The sequence below is a fragment of the Lysobacter sp. Hz25 genome, from assembly GCF_046097045.1.
In the GTDB taxonomy this organism is placed as follows: Bacteria; Pseudomonadota; Gammaproteobacteria; order Xanthomonadales; family Xanthomonadaceae; genus Lysobacter; species Lysobacter antibioticus_B.
Map to the genome: position 1 here is coordinate 5,427,974 of NZ_CP175666.1, position 15,521 is coordinate 5,443,494.

Genomic DNA, 15,521 nt, shown 5'->3' on the forward strand with positions numbered 1-15,521 from the left:
CCACCGGCGAGTGCCGCGATCGGCAGTGCTGTGCGAAGCTGTTCGCATGAGCCGCGAGCCGCGACAACCGCCGGGATGGTACGTGATCTCGCTGCGTCCGAGCGGCGATCACGAAGAACTTCGTCGTATCGCCGCACAGTACGGCGGCGGATTGATCGAGCTTTCGCCGTGGTCGGTGCGCACGCAGGACGATTCGGCATCCCGGCGTGCGTTATCGGATGCGTTGGCGGCGCCGCACGTACTCGTCACCAGTCCCGCCGCAGCGCGCGCGTTGCGCGATCTGCAACCGTCGTTGAGCACGCGCGCCGGCCAGCGTTGGTACGCCGTCGGCGCGGGCACCGCCGCGCTGTTGCACGAAATCGGCATCGCCGAAGTGCTGTGGCCGCGTCGCATGGACAGCGAAGGTCTGCTCGCGTTAGCGGAACTGCAACATTTCGATAACGAAGCATTCGGTTTGCTGACTGCGGCGGGCGGGCGCGGCGTGCTCTCGCCGGCCTTGCAGGCGCGCGGCGCGCGCGTGCTGCGCGCCGACATCTACGTGCGCGAACCGGCCGCGCCGTCGCGGTTCGAAATCGCGCGACTGCTCGGCTTCGACGGCCCGCTGTGGTTGGCGCTGTCGAGCGGCGAAGCGCTCGAACGCGTGCTCGCGCAATTGCCCGAAGCCGCCGGCGCGCGTCTGCGCCGGGCACGCGTCAGCGCCGCCAGCGCGCGCCTGGTCGAACTCGCGCGCAGCCTCGGCTTCGACGAGGTCGAGGTGGCCGCGGGACCGCGCGCGCAGGACCTGTTGGCCGGCTGCGCCGCGCTCGCCGGCGGCGATACCCCCGAGCGGACGCCGCCGGCCTCCTGATCGCGTCAAGGCAGTCTTGATGCACCGATCCGGTAGCATGGCCGGGCCATGAACACCCCCCTCGATACCGTGTCCACGACTCCCGCATCCCCCGCTCCCGCATCGCCGACGCCGCGTCGCGGTTCCAACGGCTGGCTCTGGCTGCTCATCGTGCTGCTGATCGCCGGCGGCGGCGCCTGGTACGGCTGGCAGCAATGGCAGAACCGGCAGGCGCAAGACCGCGCCGCCGAAGCCGATGCCGGCCAGCGCCTGGAAGCGCTCGGCGAGCGCCTGGACACGATCCGCACCAACCAGGAAGCGCAGAACCGCCGCATCGCCCAGGCCGACACCACCAACCGGGTGTTGCGCGACGAGCTGCACGGCATCGGCCAGCGCGCCGCCCTGATCGAGGACAGCGTCTCCAAGCTCGCCGATCCCGACCGCCACGGCGCCCAGGCCATGCGCCTGGACGAGACCGAACTGCTGCTGACCCTGGGCCAGCAGCGCCTGCAGATCGCCGGCGACCTGGAAGGCGCACGCCGCGCCTATGCGCTGGCCGGCGGCGTCCTCGACGGCGTCGACGACCCGGCCTATCTCAGCCTGCGCCAGACCCTGCTGCAGGAAACCGCCGCGCTCAAGGAACTCGGGATCGAACCGCGCGTGCAGGCGATGGCCAAGCTGGATGCGTTGGCGCAGAACCTGAGCCTGCCGCCGGAGCGCCCGAGCGCGACCGCGCCGACGCTGGCGCCGTGGTGGCGCCGCGCCTTCGGCACCCTGATCGAGACCCGCCCGGTCGACCGCACCGTCGCCACCCACCCCAGCGACCGCGCCGCCGCGCTCGCCGGCCTGCAGCTGGAAATCTCGCTGGCGCGCGCCGCCGCCGAACGGCGCGACGCCGACGGCTATCGCACCGCGCTCAAGCGCGCCGAAAGCTGGGTACGGCGCCTGTCGGCGCCTTCGCCGGCCCAGGACCGCCAACTCGCGCAGTTGCGCGAACTGGCCGCGCTGCCGCTTTCACTGTCGGTTCCTACCCTGGGCACGACACTGCAGCAGTTGCGTCAGTTGCGCACGGCCCAATGAACCGGCCGGGCCGCCGAGACCCGATCCGGAAGCTGGCGCGATAAGGAGGTGCCGCACATGAATCTGTTCCGCAATCTGTTGTTCTGGATCGTCCTGGCCCTGGTCGGCGCGCTCGTCGCGCAGTTGCTGGTGCAGGACCCCGGTCACGTCGTGGTCACTTACGGCGGCGTCGACTACGTCACCAACCTGCCGAAGGCCTTGCTGATCCTGATCGGCGGCCTGCTCGCGCTGTGGCTGGTATGGAAAGTGATCAGCCTGCCGTTCGTGGCGATGCGCCGGCATCGCAAGAAGCAGGCGCGCGCCCGCCTCATCGATGGCCTCGAAGCGCTGCACCAGGGCCACTGGGCCCGCGCCGAGAAATCGCTCGGCCAGGCCGCGCGCAGCCGCGACGTGGCCGCGATCGCCGAAGTCGCCGCCGCACGCTCGGCCAGCGCGCGCGGCGATGCCGCCGCCGCGGGCCGCCATCTCGATGCGCTCGCCGTCGATTACCCGGTCGCGCGCGCACTCGCCGTCGCCGACCTCGCCCTAGCCGAAGACCGCGCCGGCGATGCGCTCGCCGCGCTCGACGCCGCCAACGTGCAACCGCTGCCGCCGCGCGGCCTGGCTTTGCGCGCGCAGGCCCTGGCCGCACTCGGCCGCGCCGGCGAGGCCTACGGTCTGCTCGGCGCCCTGCGTCAGCACAGCGTGTGGCCGGCCGAACGCCTGGCCCAGCTCGAAGCCGCCTGGGCCGAAGCGGCGCTGCGCGAAGCCGCCGATGCCAACGTCCTGGCCGACCATTGGGAAACCCTGCCGAAGCCGCTGAAGAGCGAGCCGGCCGCGGTCGCCGCTTATGCCGAACGCGCGGCCGCGCTGCGTTGGGAAGAAGCCGCGGCCAAGAGCCTGGAACAGGCGCTCGACACGCGTTGGGACGAATCGCTGGCGGCCTTGTACGGCCGCCTGCCGATCGGCCGCCTCGAGGCGCGCCGCGCCAATGCCGAGCGTTGGCTGCAGGCGCATTCGGGCAGCCCGGGCCTGTTGGTCAGCCTCGCCCGGATCAGCCGCGCCCAAGGTCAGTGGCCGCAGGCCGAAGGCTATCTGCACCGTGCGCTCGCCCAGGGCGCGAACAGCGAAGCCTGGGAAGAGCTCGGCCACGGCTACGCCCAGGCCGGCGACGAGAACCGCGCCCGCCTGAGTTACGTCAACGCCCTGCGCGCAGCGCGCGGCGAAGCCGCCACCGAGTTGCCCGGCCGCGACCTGCGCCAGAAGATCTTCGACGAGGCGGTGATCGAAGAGCGCGACGAACACGGCATGCCGCGTTTGCGCGGTTGAAGGCGAAGCGTTGAGACACCTTCGGGTGGCCGTCGCCCTCGATTGTTGTTAGGCGCGAGCTATCCGGAGCACACGGTCAGCGCTCGTACCGCGGTAGGCCATTTAGAAATGCCGGATCGCAGCCGCGAAACCGCGCGAAATGCTCGCTCACCGCAACCGGCACCAACGGCCGCACGAACCAGTGTCCGAATGCGAGCGCAAGCAAAAGTAGGACTAACGCGTACAGCATCCAGATCGCCGATGGCGCGACGAAGAACATGACCACCGCAGCGCCGATACCGAGCCAACGTATCGCGTTTAGCGACGCTCGCCTGCGTTCGTGGCGATCGCACAGGCCGAGGGTGACCTCGACCTGTTTGCGCACAAGCGCGACTGCAATCACATAGGCGATCAGATTGATCGGAGCAAGCACGTATAGCGGCCATGGATGCCAGACGAAGCGCCGCCGCTGCATCGGTATTCCCGCCGGTGCATTGCATTTCACGCAGCATGGAGGCAGCCGCGAATGATTCCCTACCACCAGCAGCCTGTCCTCGCGCCACGGCCCTAAGCGACGCTGCGGATTTTCGCCGAGCAGGAAGTCGATTTCGGTTTCCGGATCGAAAGTAGGCATGTCGTCGTCTCCGTTGCGCTCAGTGGTCGCGACCGGAGAATCGCGGCAAGGTCTCGAGGAACGCAGGACCGCAACCGCGGAAGCGCGCATAGCGCTCGCCGATGCGCCTGGGGTACACCAACCGCGCGCTCAGGCCTGCCGCAATCGAGACCGGCAACGCGAGTATGGCGAAGAGAAACAACTCCGGCTTGGAGCCTTCAGCCAGTGCGACCACGAACGCACTAAACGAGGCGAGGAACAGAACGATCGCCGCGCTCATCCCCAGCACCCGGCGACGGCCGTGGCGTTCGCATAGGCCGGAGCTGAGATGGGTGTTCTTGCGCACCAGCATCGCGACGATCACATAGACGAGCACGCTAAGCAGAATCAACAGGTAATAGGCGCCACTGTGCCAGTAATAACGCCGGCGCTTGATTGCACTCGCCGGCGCATTGCACTTGATACAGCGTGGCGGCAGCCGGGCATCGGGGCGCACGACGAGATCGGTTCCGTCGCGCCAGGGACCGGTGAGGTCATCTTGATCGGTAACGCCGAAAGCGCTCTGCGGCGCTTCGTAAGGGTTGAGCGTGGGCATCGCGAACAGTCCTGAGTACGCTCCGCACCGGTCCCGAGCCCCCTGCCCGGCACAGCGGCAACGGCTGCGCGGAGACGCAGCCATCGCCTTGCGGTCCTTGCACCGACCGCAAGGGCATGCGCTGTTTTCCGCAGCCATCGTATCGACGGGGCGGATTTCTGCAATGTGTGTCACGGAACGACGGCGTCCAAAGACGCCGCCGCGTTTGCATCAGCCGAAACTCAGCGTAACGGCACGGTCAGGGTCGACGGATTCGACGCCGGCGAGCTGAAGCTGACCGAGCCGCCGATGCGCGTCGCCGCGGTGTAGCGCGGGTCCTCGGTGTCGACCACCAGCACCAGTTTGCGGCCGGCGGGAATGTCCCAACTGGTCGCTTCCATGCGCAGGTCGATCGTCTTCGCCACGCCCGGCGTCGCCCCGCGCAGCGAATACGGTTTGTGGCTCAACAGCGTGCCGTTACCGAGCAGGTCGACGCTGTACAGATAGGCGAACAAGCTGACGTCGGCCTGGGTCGGCGTGACCGTGACATGCAACTGCGGCATGCCGCTGAGCTGCTTGCCGGTCCAGTAGGTCGGCGACGACCACACCCCGGCGCCGGCACGCGCCACCAGCGGGATCGAGGCCTGCGGCGCGATCTGCAGCGACTGCAGGAAACCGCTGAGCATGGCCACGCCGGAGTCGGCGACGGTCGGCAGGCCGGTCAGGATCGAGTGGTTCCATCCCGTGCTCGGCGAACCCGACAACTCGCCGGTCGGCGCCAACAGGCCGGTCGGCCGGCTCAGCGCATACACGGTCGCGCCGCGTTGCACCGCGTTCCAGTCGGTGTAACCGCGCCAGTCGCCGTCCTGCGATTTCAGGCGCACCGGCGATTCGCTGTCGACGCCGTTGGCCAGGCCTTTGAGGTGACGATCGAACCAACGGCCGACCGCGTCGTAGATCTCGTTCGGCAGGCCGAGCGCGCCGGGCGCTTCGACCGTGGCGTGGTCGCCATGACTGAACAGCAATTGCTTCGGCCCGCTCAGGCCGTTGTAGAAATCGATGTACTGGCCCGGGGTGAACAGGCTGTCGTTGAAGGCGTTGGCGAGCAGCACCGCGGTGCCGTTGCGGTTCAGGGCCGCCGCCTCGGTGACCGGGCTGCGTTGCGGAATCACCGGCAGCAGGCCGTTGACGGCGCCGTCGAAGTCGCCGAACGCCATGCGCGCGGTGGCCTGGGCCAACTCCGGGCCGGGCCGGCCGGTGAGGCTGCCGGCCACCACCAACAAGGCCGCGCCTTGCTGGCTGACGGTGCGGTTGGCGTACAGCGAGGCTTCCAGGTCGGCCCAGCCGCTCAGCGCCGCGACCGCCTTGATGCGCGGATCGCGCTCGGCCGCAAGCAGGCTGATGCCGGCGCCGTAGGAAATGCCGCTGGCGCCGATCCGCGCCGGATTCGACGGCGTGTGCGCGAGCGCCCAATCAATGACCGAGCTGACGTCCTCGACCGTGCCGGGCCCGGCGATGTCGATCTGCCCGGCCGAATCCCAGAACCCGCGCGAGGTGTAGCTGACGACCACATAGCCCTGGCTGGCGAGGATGCCGCCGCGGCCGACGTACTCCAGGTTCGGCACGGCCCAACTGGCCGGCATCACCACGAGCGGAAACGGACCCGGTCCCTGGTCCTTGGGCACCATCACGAAGGCGCCCATCTCGGCCCCATCCCAGCCCGGAATGCGCTGGTAACTCCCTGTGAATCCGCCCGCCGCGACCGGCAGGGCGACGACGAACAGGGCCAAACACGACACGAACCACGACCAGATTCTGCGCATGAGTTCATCCCCTCCCAAGGATTGACCAACACGATTGGATACGTTTGCGTATGGTTTGTTGCGCAACGACCGTACCATCGCGCATGGAGGCCGGGCTAGCGCCCGCAAACCGACTTTCGTGAACCCAGGCGACGGCGGTCACGGAACCGTCGGATCGCTGCGGTTCCCGGCCGCCCATCGAGCCGCAACCGGGCGTCGAGCGCCGCCATGGCGTGACCACGATCACGGCTTGGCATCGCGCCGCGGCGTGCGCCGGCCTGAGCGCGGGGCATCGCGCGTTTGAGCTTGCACTTCACGGAGCGACCGTCATGGCCCTGAGCGATCTGTTCTCGAACGGCAACAAACCGAATCTGATCCTGATCGTCACCGACCAGGAGCGCAGCCTGCTGCAGTGGCCGGCGACCTATCAGCCGACGCTCGCAGCGAAGATGCCGGCGATGCGTCAGCTCGCCGCCAACGGCATCGAGTTCGCCAACGCCTTCACCGGCGCCTGCATGTGCTCGCCGAGCCGCGCGACCTTTCTGACCAGCCAGTACCCGGCGCGCACCGGCTGCACCACCACCGGCGGGCAGGCCCTGCCGCAGCCCGACGTGCCGCTGCCGCCGTACTTCCCTAACGGCGTACCGAACCTGGCCACCGTGCTGAAGGCCGCCGGCTACGACTGCTACTGGATCGGCAAATGGCATCTGCTCGGCGGCGAAGAACCCGGCTCGCTGAGCACCGATCTGCAGCCCTGGGGTTTCCAGAGCTGGGACCCGAACGACGCCGGACTCAACCTCGGCACCACCTTCCTCGGCGGCGGCACCCTGATCCCTTTGCAGCCGCTGCAACCCCCGGGCCAGCCGGTGCAGCCGAACCAGAACGATCAACGCTACGTCGCCGACGCCTGCGCCTTCCTGCAAGCGCCGCCGGCGAGTCCGTTCTGCCTGGTGGTGTCGCTGGTCAATCCGCACGACGCCCACCTGGGCTATTTGAACGAGGCCTCGGCCTTTTACGACCAGGCGACTTACAGCCTCAGCGACGCGCCAATCCCTACCAACGCCGACGAAGACTTGTCGACCAAGCCGCGAGCGCAGTCGAGCTTCACCTGGGGCCAGATGAGCGAAGGCCAGGCCAGCCAGCAGGATTTCGTCGACTTCTATGCGTATCTGGTCGAATACGTCGATTCGCAGATCCAGCAGGTGCTCGACGCCATAAGCAGCGAACTGATCCAGCAGAGCCTGATCGTGCGCTTCGCCGACCACGGCGAACTCGGCCTTTCGCACGGCATGGTCGAAAAATTCGTCAACGCCTACGACGAAGCGATCCACGTACCGCTGCTGTTCTCCAACCCGGTCGCCTGGCCGCAGGCGCAGACCACCCAGGCCCTGGCGAGCTCGGTCGACCTGTTGCCGACCCTGGCCAGCCTGCTCGGGGTGAGCGGGCAATTCGCCGACCTGGTCGGCACCGACCTCAGCACGGTGCTCGACGGCAGCAGCAGTTCGGTGCAGGACTACGTGCACTACACCTACGACGACATCGCCGGCGACGGCCCGAGCCTGATCCGCGCGATCCGCTCGACGCAGTGGACGTATGCGGTGTATGGATCGGCATCCGACCCGGGCCAGGGCGGCGATTGGGAGATGTACGACCTCCTCGCCGACCCGCAACAGAACGACAACCTCGCCGGCAACCCGGCCTTCGCGATGCAGCAACTCGTACTCGATGCCGAACTGCAGGCGCAGATGCGGGCCAAGGGCACCACCCCGCCGAGCTCGGTGTGGCCGCCGCAATACATCGCCGGCACCAGCCGCGGTGCGCCGCCGGCCTGATGGTCGCAGACGCTTACCGTTGCCGTTGCCGTTGCCGTTGCCGTTGCCGTTGCCGTTGCCGTTGCTGAGATTTTGATCTGCTTTGCCGCTTTACCGGTCAAGTGGAGACCCGGAGGGCGGCGCACAGGACGTGCGCCCAGCCTTTAAAAAGGAATGACTCGATAAGACAGGGACGTCTTATCGAAAAATCCCGGCGCCGGCATCGCACTCGTGGCCTGTGCCCTTGCAAGGAGAGCCCTTTTCTTTGGTTACTTTTCTTTTGGGCTTAGCAAAAGAAAGTAACCCGGCCGCGTAGCGGGCGGAAGCTCTGCACTTGCTTGAAGGGATTCGCCAGAACGCCTGACGTGGTCGCGACTTACGTCGCTCCTACAGTGGTGTGACCTTTCCACTTGCTTGTGGCTTCTTGCGAAGCAAGATCAAACGCCTAAAGCTTCCGCCACTAAAGCGGCGGGTTACTTTCTTTTGTCATAAGCAACAAAAGTCCGTCTGGATTCCCTTCGGTCAAAGGTAACCAAAGAAGTTGCTTTTCTTTGAATCACCTGCCCGCACGATCGGTGCATACGCGGGGCTCTACATACGGGACATCCTTGTCCCGATGAAAAACGGCCCGCATCCATGCGGGCCGCCCTTCGGGTCTACGGTTGACCGGCAAAGCGACAAAGCAAAAAGCGGCAGAGCGGCAGAGCGGCAGAGCGGCAGAGCGGCAGAGCGGCAGAGCGGCAAAGAAAATCACAGCCCCTCTGCCGACGACAGAAGGGCATGCAAAGTCGGGAAGGATTAGGGCGAGGGCCGCAGGCAGCAGCCCCACCCCATCAACGCTCCAGAATCGCCACCACGCCCATCCCACCGGCGGTGCAGATCGAAATAAGGCAGCGGCCGCCGCCTCGCTGTTTGAGCTCCTTGGCGGCCGTGGCGACCACGCGCGCGCCGGTCGCGGCGAACGGGTGACCCGCCGCCAGCGAGGAGCCGTTGGGGTTGATCTTGGCCGGGTCGATGCGCCCCAGCGGCGCGTCCAGGCCGAGGCGGGTCTTGCAGTAGTCCTCGCTCTCCCAGGCGCGCAGGGTGCACAGCACCTGGGCGGCAAAGGCTTCGTGGATCTCGTAGAAGTCGAAATCCTGCAGGCTCAGGCCGTTGCGCTTGAGCATCTCGGGCACGGCCACGGTCGGCGCCATCAGCAGGCCCTCGCCATGGACGAAATCGACCGCGGCGACCTGCGCGTCGCGCAGGTAGCACAGCACTTCGTGGTTATGCGCCTGCGCCCATTCTTCCGACGCCAGCAGACAGGCCGCCGCACCGTCGGTCAGCGGGGTGGAATTGGCCGCGGTCAGAGTGCCGCGGCCGGAGGTCTTGTCGAACGCCGGCTTCAGGGTCGCGAGCTTTTCCAGGCTGCTGTCGGCGCGCAGGTTGTTGTCGCGCGACACGCCGCGGAAGCTCACCACCAGGTCTTCGAAGAAGCCGCGCTCGTAGGCGGCGGCGAGCTTCTGGTGCGAGGACAGCGCCCACTCGTCCTGCGAATCGCGCGAGATGTTCCACTGCTTGGCCATGTCCTCGCAGTGCTCGCCCATGCTCTTGCCGGTGCGCGGCTCGGCCACGCCGGGGAACTCGGGCTTGAGCTCGCGCAGGCTGAAACCCTTGAACGCGGCCAGCTTTTCCTTGGTGCTGCGCGCGCGCGCGGCTTCCAGCAGACGCCGGCGCAGGCTCTTGCCATAGACGATCGGCACATCCGAGGTGGTGTCGGAACCGCCGCCGATGCCGACGTCGATCTGCCCCAGGGCGATCTTGTTGGCGACGGTGATGATCGAGTCCAGCGAGGTGCCGCAGGCGCGCTGCAGGGTGATGCCGGGGGTCAGCGGCGACAGCCCCGACGACAGCGCCGCCTCGCGACCGAGGTTCCAGTCGCTGCTGTGCTTGATGACCGCGCCCATCGCCACTTCGCCGAGCTGTTGCCCGTGCAAGCCGAACTTTTCGACCAACGCGCCGAGGGTGCGCACCGACATGCCGAGGTTGCCGACATCCGCATAGGCGGTGTTCTGGCGGCAGAACGGAATACGCACGCCACCGAGCACGGCGACGGGACGGTTTTGACGCATCGGTACACCTCACAGGGAGTTTCGAACCGACCCGCCGCAGCGGAGCGGGCATAATGGCGCCCAGTGTAGCGCTGCACACGCGCTCTACCAAACGCCAGCGTATCCTCGGTGATCATGACTTCAGCCAGCTCTCCCGCCAGCGCTCCGTCCGCGCCCCTGCACGTCCTCGGCGCGCTCGCGCTGGAGCTCAAAGGCGACGCCGCGGTCGACCGCAACGCCCTGCCGCTCCAGGATGCGGGGGCGCTGTCGGAGAAGATCGCGCGCGACCTGGCCACTTTCGCCGCCGAAGCCGGCGGCCTGGACCTGATCACCGTCGGCGCGCACTACGACCCGGTCGAACTGCTGCGCCCGGGCTGGCCCTTGCACCGCGAACTCGACCAGTTGGCCGCCAACGCGCCGCGCGACCGCGCCGCCGCCTCGGCCGCGCGGGTGATCGCCTTCGGCGCCCACGACGAACGCCTGCCCGGCGCCCTGGCGCCCTCGCCCGACTTCGCCGGCGGTCCGCTGCGGCTGGTGCCGTTCGTCCTCAGCGGCGAGGCCGACGTCGTCGCCCGCGTCGGCGAGATCCTCGAATCCAGCCTGCTCGAGCGCGGCATGGCCGGCGCCGGCACCGCGTTGGCCGCGCAGGCCGCGTTCGGCCTGCAGGTCGAGCACGCCCGCTACCTGACCGTGCACGACCTGGCCGCGATGATGGCCATGCAATACGAACACGCCGGCCTCGGCCCGCTGTGGCCCTTGCTCGAAACCGCCCTGCTGCAGCCCGACGGCGAGGAATGGCTGGACGCCCGTCCGGAACCGCTGATCCACTACAGCGAAGGCGAGGCCCGCATCGCCCTGTTCTCGCCGGCCGCCTGGCATGCGCGCTATGCGCCCGAAGCGCCGTGCAACACCGACGAATGCCGCGACAAGCTCAATCGCCGCTATCAGCATTTCGAAGCCCGGCTGCGGCAGATCTCGGCCGTACTGGGCGCCCACGCGGTGCCGGTGACGTTCGTGCATTGCGACGGCGAGAGCGAAGCCAACCAGCTTTGAACCACGGATAGCCGCTTTCGCTGCTGCCCCCTTTGCGAAGGGGGCGAACGGCCGCGTAGCGGACGTGGGGGATTTGCTCTTGCTCCAGGACCGAAGCGAAAAGTCGCCAGCACGGGCGCAACGCCTCGATGCGGCACGAAAAGCAAATCCCCCCTGCCCCCCCTTTTTCAAAAGGGGGAAACAAATCGGCGGGCTCTCCTCGATCAGCGGCGCAGCCCAGCGACACTCATCGCCGCATCAGGTGTGCTGTTCGTAGATGTCGTAGCCCGCATCGACCATGCCCATCGCCGCATAGGTCTGCTGTGCATTGGCATTCGCGCGCTCGACGTACAGCCGCAGGCCGACCACGCCCGGGGTCGCCTGGGCGAGTGCGGCGACGTGGCTGTGCAAAGCGTTGTAGACGCCCTGGCGGCGATGCTCCTGGGCCACGTAGACGCTCTGGATCCACCACCAGTCGCCGTTGCGCCAGTCGCTCCACTCGTGGGTCAGCATCAGGGTGCCGGCCGGCACCGCGATGGTTTCGTGGCCGCCGACATCGGCTTCGCGCATGGCGATGAAGTAGCGCGCCTTGGCCGCGTCGGCCAGGCCGTTGGCGACCCCGGCGTGCACGGTATCCGGATCGAGGCGCTTGTGCTCGGTCTCCCAGGCCATCGCGATCATCCACTCGGCGATCAGGTCGCGGTCGGTCGGAACGGCATCGCGGATACGCAGGCGGGTCATGATGGAGCTTCGCAGGGTCGGAACGCACAGCATAAGGCGACGGCGCCCACCTGGGGCGCCATGCTTCGCCTTCGCGGCGCCCATCGCGCCCGTGATCAGCGCAGGATCTTGATCACGCCGCAGGCCAGGCGCGCACCGGCATTGCCGGCCGGCTGGCTGCGGTAGTCGTCGGCCGAGGCGTGCACGATCACCGCGCGGCCGCCGACATCGTTCATGGCGCCGCCGCCGAGGGTCACGCCGCTGGCATGCACGTCGACCTTGGCCACGCCTTCGGCGTCGGCGACGATGTTGTTCATGTCGCCGGCATGGTGGGGGCCGTGATCGACCTGCCCGTGCGGCTGGCCGACCGGATTGAAGTGGCCGCCGGCGCTGCTGGCGTCGGCCGCGCTGCAGTCGCCTTTCTCGTGGACGTGGATCGCATGCGAGCTGTTCGGCGCGAGGCCGCCGATCTCGCCGGTGAAATGCACGCCGTCGCCCATCGGCCGCAACGCCAGCTTGCCGCTGACCAGACTGCCCGATGCCGAAGCGAGGATGACCTGCCCCGCCTGGGCCGTGGACACCGGCTTGGGACCCACGGGCTTGGGCGGCGGCGTCGGCCGCGTCGTCTGCCCGCCGCAGGCGGCGAGCGCGAGCACGGCGGTGGCGAGGGATACGCTGCGAAGGATCGGGTTCATGCGGGACTCCTGTCGTCGGCGCCGGCGACGGCGCACGGTAGAAGGTGATTCGACGCTAGCCCGGCGCAGGTTCAGCGCGAGTGAAACGCGCCGCCGCACCGCCGGCATCGCAAGGGCAATGAGCGATTATGGGCACGAATGCCGGGGCCGCGCGGTGCGCGATCGCATTCCGCCAACCACGGCATGTTCGTGCGCGCGCAACTGCGACGCATCGTCGTCCTGCAGGCCCGACACCGTCTGGAACGGAAGCGAAAACCCGGTCACTCAACCGCCGCGACGCCCGGGCCCCAGTTTGCGCGTCAAGGTATTGCGCCCCAGGCCGAGCCGCGTCGCCGCTTCGGTGCGGCGCCCGCCGGTGTGTTCCAGCGCGGCTTCCAACAGTGCGCGGTCGAAACGCTCGCGCGCATCGGCGTGCAGGTTCGCGCGGCCTTCGGCGAGCTGCGCACGCGCCCAACTCGACAGCTGCGCCTCCCATTCGGTGGCGCTGGCGGCCGTCTGCGCCGATACCCCAAGCACGTCGTCCATGTCCTGCCGGGTGATGGTTTCGCCGGGCGCCAAGGCCGCCAAGCGCCAGCACACGTTCTCGAGCTCGCGCACGTTGCCGGGCCAATCGTGCGCCATCAAGCGCTCCAACGCCGGCTTGGACAGCCGCTTGGCCGGCGCGGCGAAACGTACCGCCGCCGAGGCCAGGAAACGTTCGGCCAGTTGCGGCACGTCGGCGCGACGCTCGCGCAAGGGCGGCAAGCGCAGCCGCACCACGTCGAGGCGGTGCAACAGGTCGGCGCGGAAGCGCCCCTGTGCGACCAAGGTCTCCAGGTCCTGATGCGTCGCCGCGATCACCCGCACGTCGACACGGATCAGCTCGCGCCCGCCGACGCGGAAGAATTCGCCCTCGGCCAACACGCGCAGCAAGCGCGTCTGCAAGGGCAAGGGCATGTCGCCGATTTCGTCGAGAAACAGACTGCCGCCATGGGCCTGCTCGAAGCGCCCGACATGGCGGCGCTGCGCACCGGTGAAGGCGCCTGCCTCGTGGCCGAACAACTCGCTTTCGAGCAACTCGGCCGGGATCGCCGCGGTGTTGAGCGCGACGAACGGCCGCGCCGCGCGCGGCGACTCGCGATGCAGCGCGCGCGCGACCAGCTCCTTGCCGGTGCCGGTCTCGCCGGTGATCAGCACCGACAACGGCGCCTGGGCCAGGCGGCCGATCGCACGGAACAAGGTCAGCATCGCCGGCGTGTCGCCGATCAGGCTGTCGCCGGCGGTGCCGTCGCTGACGACGCTCGCTTCGTCCTGCGGCTCGCTCGCCGCCAAGGTGCGCGCGGCCAGGGCCACCGCATCGTCGAGGTCGAAGGGCTTGGACAGGAATTCCTGGGCGCCGCCGCGAAACGCACCGGCGGTGCTGGCGACATCGGTGTAGGCGCTCATCACCACCACCGGCAACGACGGTGCGCGCGCCTTGAGCTTCTCCAGCAGCACCAGGCCGCCGTCGCCGGGCATGCGCACATCGGTGAACAGCAGATCGGGCACGCCGCGTTGTTCCAATGCATCGAGCGCATCGCCGGCGTTCTCGAACCCGTCCACGTCGTAGCCGGCCTGGCGCAAGGCCGTCGACAGGACGAAACGGACCGAACGATCGTCGTCGACGACCCAGATGCGTGCAGCGCTCATGTCGCCTCCTCTTCGGCTTCGATCTGCATCGGCAACAGCAGCGTGAATACGGTATGGCCCGGGCGCGAACGGTAGGCCAGCGAACCACGGTGCTCGCGCGAGACTTGCTGGGCCAGCGCCAGACCCAGGCCGCTGCCTTCGGCGCGGCCCGACACCAGCGGCAGGAACAGCTGCTCGGCCAGTTCGTCGGGCACGCCGTGGCCGTCGTCGATGATTTCCAGGCGCAGCGCGATCGGATGCACGGTGTCGGCGATGCGCACGCCGCGTTCGATGCGCGTGCGCAGATTGACGTGGGTCGCCTTGGCCTCGATCGCGTTGCGCACCAGGTTCCACACCGCCTGCATCAGGCGGTCGGCATCGCCGGCGAACTCGGGCAGGCTGGGGTCGTAGTCGCGCACCAGCCGCACGGCCCAGCCGGCATCGGCCTCGGCCAGGCGCAGCACGCGTTCGAGCACGGCATGGATGTTGAGCAAGGCATGCGGCCGCGGCGGCGCCGGGGTCAGCAGGCGGTCGACCAGTTCGGTCAGGCGTTCGACTTCGCTGTCGATCAGCTCGATCAGCTCGCGCGATTCGCTGTCTTCGGCCCGGCGCGCCAGCAACTGCGAAGCGCCCTTAAGCCCGGCCAGAGGATTGCGCAGCTCGTGCGCCAGCCCCTTCAACGAGGCCGACAGCGCCGACGGCAGCAGCAGCGCCGGGTCGTCGCCGGGAAACTCGTCGACCGGGTGCGCCTCCAGCAGCCAGCCGCCATCGTCGCGGCGGCTCAGCCACAGGTCGGCGAAGCGATCCTCGCCGTCGGCATAACGCAGGCGCATGCGCCGCATCCGCAGCGGCGCCTCGTCGCCGCCCTGACGGGTCAGGGCCAGGGCCAAGCGGCCGTCGCCGGCATCCAGCCCGGCCAGGGTCCAGCCCAGCAGGCGCCGCGCCCCGATCCCGAACCAGCGCGAGAACGCCGTATTGCAGCCGACGATCGCCCCGGCCGAGTCGCTCCAGGCCATCGGCGTGGTCAGGCTGTCGAGGCTGAGGTCCGGCGTGGGCAGGGGATCGGAGGGCATTGCACCATACTAGTGCAAAGCGGCGGCGGCGTTGGCAAGAGCCGCGATAGGCGTAGCGAGGCAGGTCTATTCCGGTGCAGCCGCGCTCGGAGCATGGCCCGATTGGCCGCTTGCTCCGGCCCGCCCCGTTAACCCGCACGAAGCCGTGCTGCCTGCCTGTTGGAAACGTTGGGGAGCGTTTATCCGGGCAATGAAGGCCGGGCTACCGCGCGAGGACGCCTCTGATGCGCGCGGCGACAAGGTTCAGATCCGACTCCGTCAGCCGCAGCGC

At 68.5% G+C, this 15,521-nt stretch carries 13 protein-coding genes; 5 read left to right on the top strand and 8 right to left on the bottom strand.

The genetic code is table 11. The features are described from left to right. The first annotated feature begins 82 nt into the window (after positions 1–82). From ACKN61_RS22360 to ACKN61_RS22370, 3 genes are read left to right on the top strand one after another with little or no spacing between them, the layout of a single operon-like run. Positions 83–847, top strand: coding sequence for a uroporphyrinogen-III synthase (locus ACKN61_RS22360; protein ID WP_408951292.1), 765 nt, complete (start codon positions 83–85; stop codon positions 845–847). A gap of 48 nt (positions 848–895) precedes the next feature. After that, positions 896–1,906 (top strand): uroporphyrinogen-III C-methyltransferase, encoded by a 1,011-nt coding sequence (locus ACKN61_RS22365; protein WP_408951293.1) that lies wholly within the window; start codon positions 896–898, stop codon positions 1,904–1,906. A gap of 57 nt (positions 1,907–1,963) precedes the next feature. Beyond that, positions 1,964–3,214, top strand: a complete 1,251-nt coding sequence (locus ACKN61_RS22370; protein ID WP_408951294.1) for a heme biosynthesis HemY N-terminal domain-containing protein — start codon at positions 1,964–1,966, stop codon at positions 3,212–3,214. 76 nt (positions 3,215–3,290) lie between these two features. Here ACKN61_RS22370 and ACKN61_RS22375 read toward each other — a convergent pair whose 3' ends face one another. From ACKN61_RS22375 to ACKN61_RS22385, 3 genes are all read right to left on the bottom strand, one after another. Continuing rightward, on the bottom strand, positions 3,291–3,827 hold the full coding sequence (locus tag ACKN61_RS22375) for a hypothetical protein (protein WP_408951295.1): 537 nt from the start codon (positions 3,825–3,827) through the stop codon (positions 3,291–3,293). A 19-nt stretch (positions 3,828–3,846) separates the two neighbouring features. Next, complete coding sequence (locus ACKN61_RS22380; protein WP_408951296.1) at positions 3,847–4,401, bottom strand: hypothetical protein; 555 nt, start codon at positions 4,399–4,401, stop codon at positions 3,847–3,849. A 221-nt stretch (positions 4,402–4,622) separates the two neighbouring features. After that, on the bottom strand, positions 4,623–6,203 hold the full coding sequence (locus ACKN61_RS22385) for a CocE/NonD family hydrolase (protein ID WP_408951297.1): 1,581 nt from the start codon (positions 6,201–6,203) through the stop codon (positions 4,623–4,625). Positions 6,204–6,511: 308 nt separating this feature from the next. On the opposite strand from ACKN61_RS22385, the gene ACKN61_RS22390 reads away from it, so the two are divergent. Next, positions 6,512–8,014, top strand: a complete 1,503-nt coding sequence (locus tag ACKN61_RS22390; RefSeq protein ID WP_408951298.1) for a sulfatase-like hydrolase/transferase — start codon at positions 6,512–6,514, stop codon at positions 8,012–8,014. 812 nt (positions 8,015–8,826) lie between these two features. Here the strand turns inward: ACKN61_RS22390 and ACKN61_RS22395 are convergent. Continuing rightward, positions 8,827–10,104 (bottom strand): acetyl-CoA C-acetyltransferase, encoded by a 1,278-nt coding sequence (locus ACKN61_RS22395; RefSeq protein WP_223621566.1) that lies wholly within the window; start codon positions 10,102–10,104, stop codon positions 8,827–8,829. 114 nt (positions 10,105–10,218) lie between these two features. On the opposite strand from ACKN61_RS22395, the gene ACKN61_RS22400 reads away from it, so the two are divergent. Then, positions 10,219–11,136, top strand: coding sequence for a hypothetical protein (locus ACKN61_RS22400; protein ID WP_223621567.1), 918 nt, complete (start codon positions 10,219–10,221; stop codon positions 11,134–11,136). Between the two features lie 237 nt (positions 11,137–11,373). On the opposite strand, the gene ACKN61_RS22405 is transcribed toward ACKN61_RS22400, so the two are convergent. The 4 genes from ACKN61_RS22405 to ACKN61_RS22420 form a co-directional block, all read right to left on the bottom strand. Next, on the bottom strand, positions 11,374–11,856 hold the full coding sequence (locus ACKN61_RS22405; protein ID WP_031372110.1) for a GNAT family N-acetyltransferase: 483 nt from the start codon (positions 11,854–11,856) through the stop codon (positions 11,374–11,376). 95 nt (positions 11,857–11,951) lie between these two features. Beyond that, complete coding sequence (locus tag ACKN61_RS22410; RefSeq protein ID WP_408951299.1) at positions 11,952–12,530, bottom strand: superoxide dismutase family protein; 579 nt, start codon at positions 12,528–12,530, stop codon at positions 11,952–11,954. 264 nt (positions 12,531–12,794) lie between these two features. Then, entirely contained in the window at positions 12,795–14,198 is a 1,404-nt protein-coding gene (ntrC, locus tag ACKN61_RS22415) for a nitrogen regulation protein NR(I) (protein ID WP_408951300.1), read from the bottom strand. After that, positions 14,195–15,250, bottom strand: coding sequence for a two-component system sensor histidine kinase NtrB (locus ACKN61_RS22420; protein ID WP_408951301.1), 1,056 nt, complete (start codon positions 15,248–15,250; stop codon positions 14,195–14,197). Before ACKN61_RS22420 ends, ntrC begins: the two co-directional genes overlap by 4 nt. Between the last annotated feature and the right edge of the window lie 271 nt (positions 15,251–15,521).

Bases quoted from the DNA above. Each gene is read 5' to 3' on its own strand.
- ACKN61_RS22365 (WP_408951293.1), top strand. From the start codon at position 896: ATGAACACCCCCCTCGATACCGTGTCCACGACTCCCGCATCCCCCGCT.
- ACKN61_RS22370 (WP_408951294.1), top strand. From the start codon at position 1,964: ATGAATCTGTTCCGCAATCTGTTGTTCTGGATCGTCCTGGCCCTGGTC.
- ACKN61_RS22375 (WP_408951295.1), bottom strand. From the start codon at position 3,827: ATGCCTACTTTCGATCCGGAAACCGAAATCGACTTCCTGCTCGGCGAA.
- ACKN61_RS22380 (WP_408951296.1), bottom strand. From the start codon at position 4,401: ATGCCCACGCTCAACCCTTACGAAGCGCCGCAGAGCGCTTTCGGCGTT.
- ACKN61_RS22385 (WP_408951297.1), bottom strand. From the start codon at position 6,203: ATGCGCAGAATCTGGTCGTGGTTCGTGTCGTGTTTGGCCCTGTTCGTC.
- ACKN61_RS22390 (WP_408951298.1), top strand. From the start codon at position 6,512: ATGGCCCTGAGCGATCTGTTCTCGAACGGCAACAAACCGAATCTGATC.
- ACKN61_RS22395 (WP_223621566.1), bottom strand. From the start codon at position 10,104: ATGCGTCAAAACCGTCCCGTCGCCGTGCTCGGTGGCGTGCGTATTCCG.
- ACKN61_RS22400 (WP_223621567.1), top strand. From the start codon at position 10,219: ATGACTTCAGCCAGCTCTCCCGCCAGCGCTCCGTCCGCGCCCCTGCAC.
- ACKN61_RS22405 (WP_031372110.1), bottom strand. From the start codon at position 11,856: ATGACCCGCCTGCGTATCCGCGATGCCGTTCCGACCGACCGCGACCTG.
- ACKN61_RS22410 (WP_408951299.1), bottom strand. From the start codon at position 12,530: ATGAACCCGATCCTTCGCAGCGTATCCCTCGCCACCGCCGTGCTCGCG.
- ntrC (WP_408951300.1), bottom strand. From the start codon at position 14,198: ATGAGCGCTGCACGCATCTGGGTCGTCGACGACGATCGTTCGGTCCGT.
- ACKN61_RS22420 (WP_408951301.1), bottom strand. From the start codon at position 15,250: ATGCCCTCCGATCCCCTGCCCACGCCGGACCTCAGCCTCGACAGCCTG.